Source organism: Caldimonas sp. (genome assembly GCF_046291045.1).
GTDB lineage: Bacteria > Pseudomonadota > Gammaproteobacteria > Burkholderiales > Burkholderiaceae_C > Caldimonas.
This window is the reverse complement of sequence record NZ_JBKBSL010000075.1, coordinates 1-4,134: the sequence shown is the minus strand read 5'-3', so window position 1 is coordinate 4,134 and position 4,134 is coordinate 1. Positions and strand designations below refer to the sequence as shown.

General features: G+C 66.4%; 7 protein-coding genes. 1 reads left to right on the top strand and 6 read right to left on the bottom strand.

Translation table 11 applies throughout. The annotated features are described in order from the left end of the window. Positions 1–86: 86 nt before the first annotated feature. A complete protein-coding gene (locus tag ACK4ZD_RS15315) occupies positions 87–254 on the bottom strand; it encodes a hypothetical protein (RefSeq protein ID WP_409664020.1) in 168 nt (55 codons plus the stop codon). Between the two features lie 81 nt (positions 255–335). Here ACK4ZD_RS15315 and ACK4ZD_RS15310 point away from each other — a divergent pair, with 81 nt between their 5' ends. Continuing rightward, positions 336–1,157, top strand: a complete 822-nt coding sequence (locus ACK4ZD_RS15310) for a helix-turn-helix domain-containing protein (RefSeq protein ID WP_084628024.1) — start codon at positions 336–338, stop codon at positions 1,155–1,157. A gap of 24 nt (positions 1,158–1,181) precedes the next feature. On the opposite strand, the gene ACK4ZD_RS15305 is transcribed toward ACK4ZD_RS15310, so the two are convergent. From ACK4ZD_RS15305 to ACK4ZD_RS15285, 5 genes are all read right to left on the bottom strand, one after another. Beyond that, positions 1,182–1,655 (bottom strand): GNAT family N-acetyltransferase, encoded by a 474-nt coding sequence (locus ACK4ZD_RS15305; protein ID WP_409664017.1) that lies wholly within the window; start codon positions 1,653–1,655, stop codon positions 1,182–1,184. Continuing rightward, the gene (locus tag ACK4ZD_RS15300; RefSeq protein WP_409664014.1) at positions 1,652–2,134 is read right to left on the bottom strand and encodes a hypothetical protein; all 483 of its coding nucleotides are present in this window, start codon (positions 2,132–2,134) and stop codon (positions 1,652–1,654) included. Before ACK4ZD_RS15300 ends, ACK4ZD_RS15305 begins: the two co-directional genes overlap by 4 nt. A gap of 215 nt (positions 2,135–2,349) precedes the next feature. Further along, positions 2,350–3,240, bottom strand: a complete 891-nt coding sequence (locus ACK4ZD_RS15295; RefSeq protein ID WP_409664011.1) for an ImmA/IrrE family metallo-endopeptidase — start codon at positions 3,238–3,240, stop codon at positions 2,350–2,352. 26 nt (positions 3,241–3,266) lie between these two features. Further along, positions 3,267–3,839, bottom strand: coding sequence for a dihydrofolate reductase family protein (locus ACK4ZD_RS15290; protein WP_409664008.1), 573 nt, complete (start codon positions 3,837–3,839; stop codon positions 3,267–3,269). Positions 3,840–3,880: 41 nt separating this feature from the next. Continuing rightward, positions 3,881–4,134, bottom strand: a 254-nt coding sequence (locus ACK4ZD_RS15285) for an XRE family transcriptional regulator (RefSeq protein ID WP_409664005.1), incomplete at its 5' end; no start/stop codon positions are given.

Genomic DNA, 4,134 nt, shown 5'->3' with positions numbered 1-4,134 from the left:
TGCGGGCCAGGTGGCCCGAAAACGGGCCCGCAGGGGCCGCCAGAGCGAGCAAAATCGTGCCGCCAAAGCCCGTACAGCCCGCATCGCTACCCCTGCTGCAACTTGATCAGCGTTTCCCTAAAACCGGACAGATCGTCCCAATGCCCATTGGTGCGCTGCCGGTAGTTCGGGCTGAAGTCCCGATCCAACAAGGTGGACAAGGGCATGTCGGGACGGTTGAGCAAATCATCGAGCGTGGCGCGAATGGACGGCATGTCGGCTCCTGGTGTGGGTGATGAAAAACGATGGCCTCACTGTAGGCATATCCGCCTGGCGTAGATAAGCTATCGAGGCCAATGGATCACGCATCTGCGCCAATCTCTTCGCCGCCTTGGATATCTCCTGCGCGGGCCGATGCCGCTGAAGGCCTGCCGCTGCTGGCAGTGCGTCAGCGCAGCGCGGCCGTGCGCCACTCCCGCGCCCATCGCCATGCGCGTGGGCAACTGCTGGGAGCCGACGAGGGGCTGTTGAGCGTGGAGGCTGGCGACAGCCGCTGGGTGGTGCCGGCCGGCCATGCTGTGTGGATTCCGCCCGGCGTATCTCATGCCGCGCGCTCCCACGGCCCGTTTGCGGGCTGGAGTCTGTACGTCGTGCCTGCGGCCTGCGCGGCGCTGCCGCCGGCGCCGTGCGTCGTCTGCCCTTCGGCCTTGCTGCGCGAGGGGATGGCGCGTCTGGCCGCTTGGCCAGCGACAGGGCCAGATGCGCGCCGGCAACGCCTGGAGGCGGTGATGTTCGATGAACTCGCGGCGCTGGCGCCAGTGGCTTGGGAGCTGCCCATGCCTTCGGAACGGCGGCTGCGGCGCATCGCCCAAGCGCTGTGCGACCACCCAGCCAATGGGCGATCGCTGCCCGAGTGGGCCCGGTGGGCGGGGCTGTCGCCGCGTTCGGTGTCGCGCCATTTCGTGGCAGAGACGGGCTTGAGCTTCACCGCCTGGCGGCAACGTGTGCGCCTGATGCGGGCCTTGCAATGGCTGGCCGAAGGCAAGCCGGTCGCCGTCACCGCCTGGGACCTCGGCTACGAGAACCCCAGCGCCTTCATCGCGTTGTTCCGGCGTGCCTTTGGCATGACGCCGGGGCAGTATCTGGCCGGACAAGGCGCCTTGACGCAAAGCGCCTGAAACACCCCGGCCCCGTGGTGTGGTTCACTGGGGCCTACGCCACCCGAAGGTCCAGAAGGGATCATCGGCGCTGGGCGCTTGCAGCCGCTGCCAGCCCAGGGCGTCGAAAAAGGCTTGGGCGCCGGGGTTGTCATCGGCCACATAGGCGCGCCAGTTCGGGCGCTGCTGCATGGCCGGCAGGGCCAGCAAGCCTAGTAGGGCCTTGCGGCCCCAGCCCTGGCCGCGGCGGGCCGGATCGACGGCCAGATCGCTGATCACCCAGGCCTCATGCTCCGGGTCCAGGCTCAGGCCCACCACGGCCACCAACGCCTCGCCTGCCAGCGCCGCCCATTGCTCGCCTTCGGTGTCGGTCAGCACATGGGCCAGCCACTCGTCGTCCATCGGGCCCAGATGCTGGTCGAGCAGCGCATCGGCATACCAGTGTCGGTAAGTGGCAAAGTCCTCGGCGACGAAACGCCGCAGATGCAAAGGGGGTTCGTGGGGCGTGCGTTCCATCATGCTGCGATGCCGATCTGGATTTCGATGCGGTTGTCTGGCGCTTCAGGCCCGCGCCAGACGTGATAGACCTCGCGGCTGGCACCACTGGGGCGCAAGCCAGCTTCGGCGATGGCACGCAGCAGCGGCTGGTAGCCGTGAGTGAACAGCCCGGCCAAGGGCCCCACGTACTCCGTGCGGGCGCACGACAGCGGCGGCAGGACGGTCAGTTCGGTCTGGCCACTGGGAACGTGGGGCTCGTCCGCTGGCATGCCTTGGGCATCCGCGACCGGCAGGCAGGCCGCCCAGTCGAAAGGGGTTTCGGCATCGTCCGGCAAGCCTTGGGCGGTGAAGATGGGCGGGCCGTCGATCGCAAGGCTGCTGGCTTGGGCGTGGGCCTCCAACTCGGCGCACAGCAGGCCGGCGACGGCGGCGATTTCGGGCAAACACAGACGCTGCGAGCGGCGCAGCACGCGGATGGCGGGAGTCAGGTGCAGGTTCATGAGGAGCTCCAGAGGCGCGGCAGCCAGCACCGCTGCTGGGGGCGGAAAGCAGCTGGCCCGTGACGCCAAGCACGCCGAGAGTGGCGGCCACCAGAATCCGACGCGTGCCTGTGACTTGTGGGCTACGCTCGGAAGCGAGGGTATTCAGGCTTGGCACGTGTCGTCTCCAGAGCGCCGTGAGCCTGTCCGCCTCCAAGCGTCGACAGCAATGGCGATCACAGATCCTCACTCCACCCCCGATCCCACCCCCGCGGCTCGGCACTCTCCAACAGCAGCAGGGTCAAGACGCGATCCTTCGCGCCGTAGCTGTGCTTGAACTCGCGCAGCTTCATGTAGGGTGCTTCCTCCGGACACCAGATCGCGGCTGACATTTCCACCCCCTCCCACGCCTGCACGACGCTCGCGTCGGCGGCGAGCGTGCCGGGCAGGGGCTCTTGCGGATCGTCGGTGCGCCGGATGCGCGCTCGGGTCTTCACGGCACTTCTGCTGCGCCATTCGTACTTCGCGTAGCCGTTGTCCCAGTAGACGAGGATCGCGCGCTCGCCGGTGTACTTGATGAAGCGGATGCACAGCGCCTCGAACGAGACTTGGAAGCCCTGGGCGATGGCGCTGAGCACGTGCAGATCGATACGCCGGTTCGCCGTCCATCGTCGCAGCAGGTCGCCGGGCATCAACAAGTTGGCCGCGAAGTCGTCGGCCTCGCGCTCGATCTGGCGTATGGTTTCGTGGCCCGAGTAGACGCTCTCCTTGTCGCAGCCAAAGCGCGACTGCCGGTCGCGGTGCAGCACGAAATGACCCAGTTCATGCGCGATGGTGAAGCGCTGACGCTCAGGGCTGACGCTGCCGTTGTAGGCGATGCCCCAGACGGCGGGATCCGTGGGATCGCGCGCCAGCATCCCTTCGAAGGCCGCGTCGTCGAACGGCACCGGCGGGCGGATTTCGCGCACCCCTGCTCCGAAGGGGGTGGCGGGCAGCATCTGCCGCACGACATCGAGATCGACCGCCTCTGGCACCGGCCCTTGATACCAGGCCCGCAGCCAGTGATGCAGCTTGCTGGCGGCGATCGAGCCGGTGAGCGGCGGGACTGAACGCTCAAGTTCAAGCATGTCTGGCACGGGCGCCGCCCAAGAAACTACGCGGCATCTGCACGGTGTTTCGCGCAAATCGCGTAGCGCAATTCCGCGAAGCCAGAACTCACCTGCCGAGCTGAAACCAGGCGAAAAGGTGGGGTGGTGACACGCCTTGGGAAAAGAGATTTGCCCTTTCCCAACGTGACAGAGCCGATGTGGACGATGATCTCGTCCAAGAGGTCCGCGTCGAAGAACTGGCCAGCAAGGTCGCCTCCGCCGACAATCCAAATGTTCTTTGAACCTGCCGCCTGCCGCATGTCCTCGTGTATGGGGCGCACATCCCCTCGGACGAAGTGAATATTCGCGCCCGCAATCGATGGCAGCGCCCGACTCGAAAAGACCCAAGTGGGCTGGGTGTAAGGCCACGGTGAACCCGTCTCCGCGGCGACCTGATCGGCATGACGCAGGATCCACTCATAGGTCGCGGAACCCATGGCCAGTGCGCCCACCTCGGCGATGAATGCCGGATAGTCCGTCTCACTCGGACTGCCGAGCTGGAAAAGCCAATCCAAGGAGTCGTCTTCGGTGGCGATGAAGCCATCGAGACTCGCCGCCGTATAGAACTGCGTTTTCATGAAGTTGGGTGCTCCTGCTTTATGGGTCGGGCTTCTGAGACTCATCCCTTGGGCTCCGGCAGGTCCTTGTCCGGGAAGATGAGTTTGAGGGCCTGGCGCACACGCGCTTTTTCGTCCTCACGCATGCCGGCGTACGCGCGGAAGAAGGCCACGTCCTCGGGGCTGGCCTCGGGTGCTGCGGGCAGGGGCTCGCCCATGATGTCCTCCATGGTCACGCCCAGCACCTTGGCCAGCGCCTGCACGCGCTCGGCCGAGGGGCGCTGCCCCTCCTTCATCTCCAGTTCCCAGATGTAGG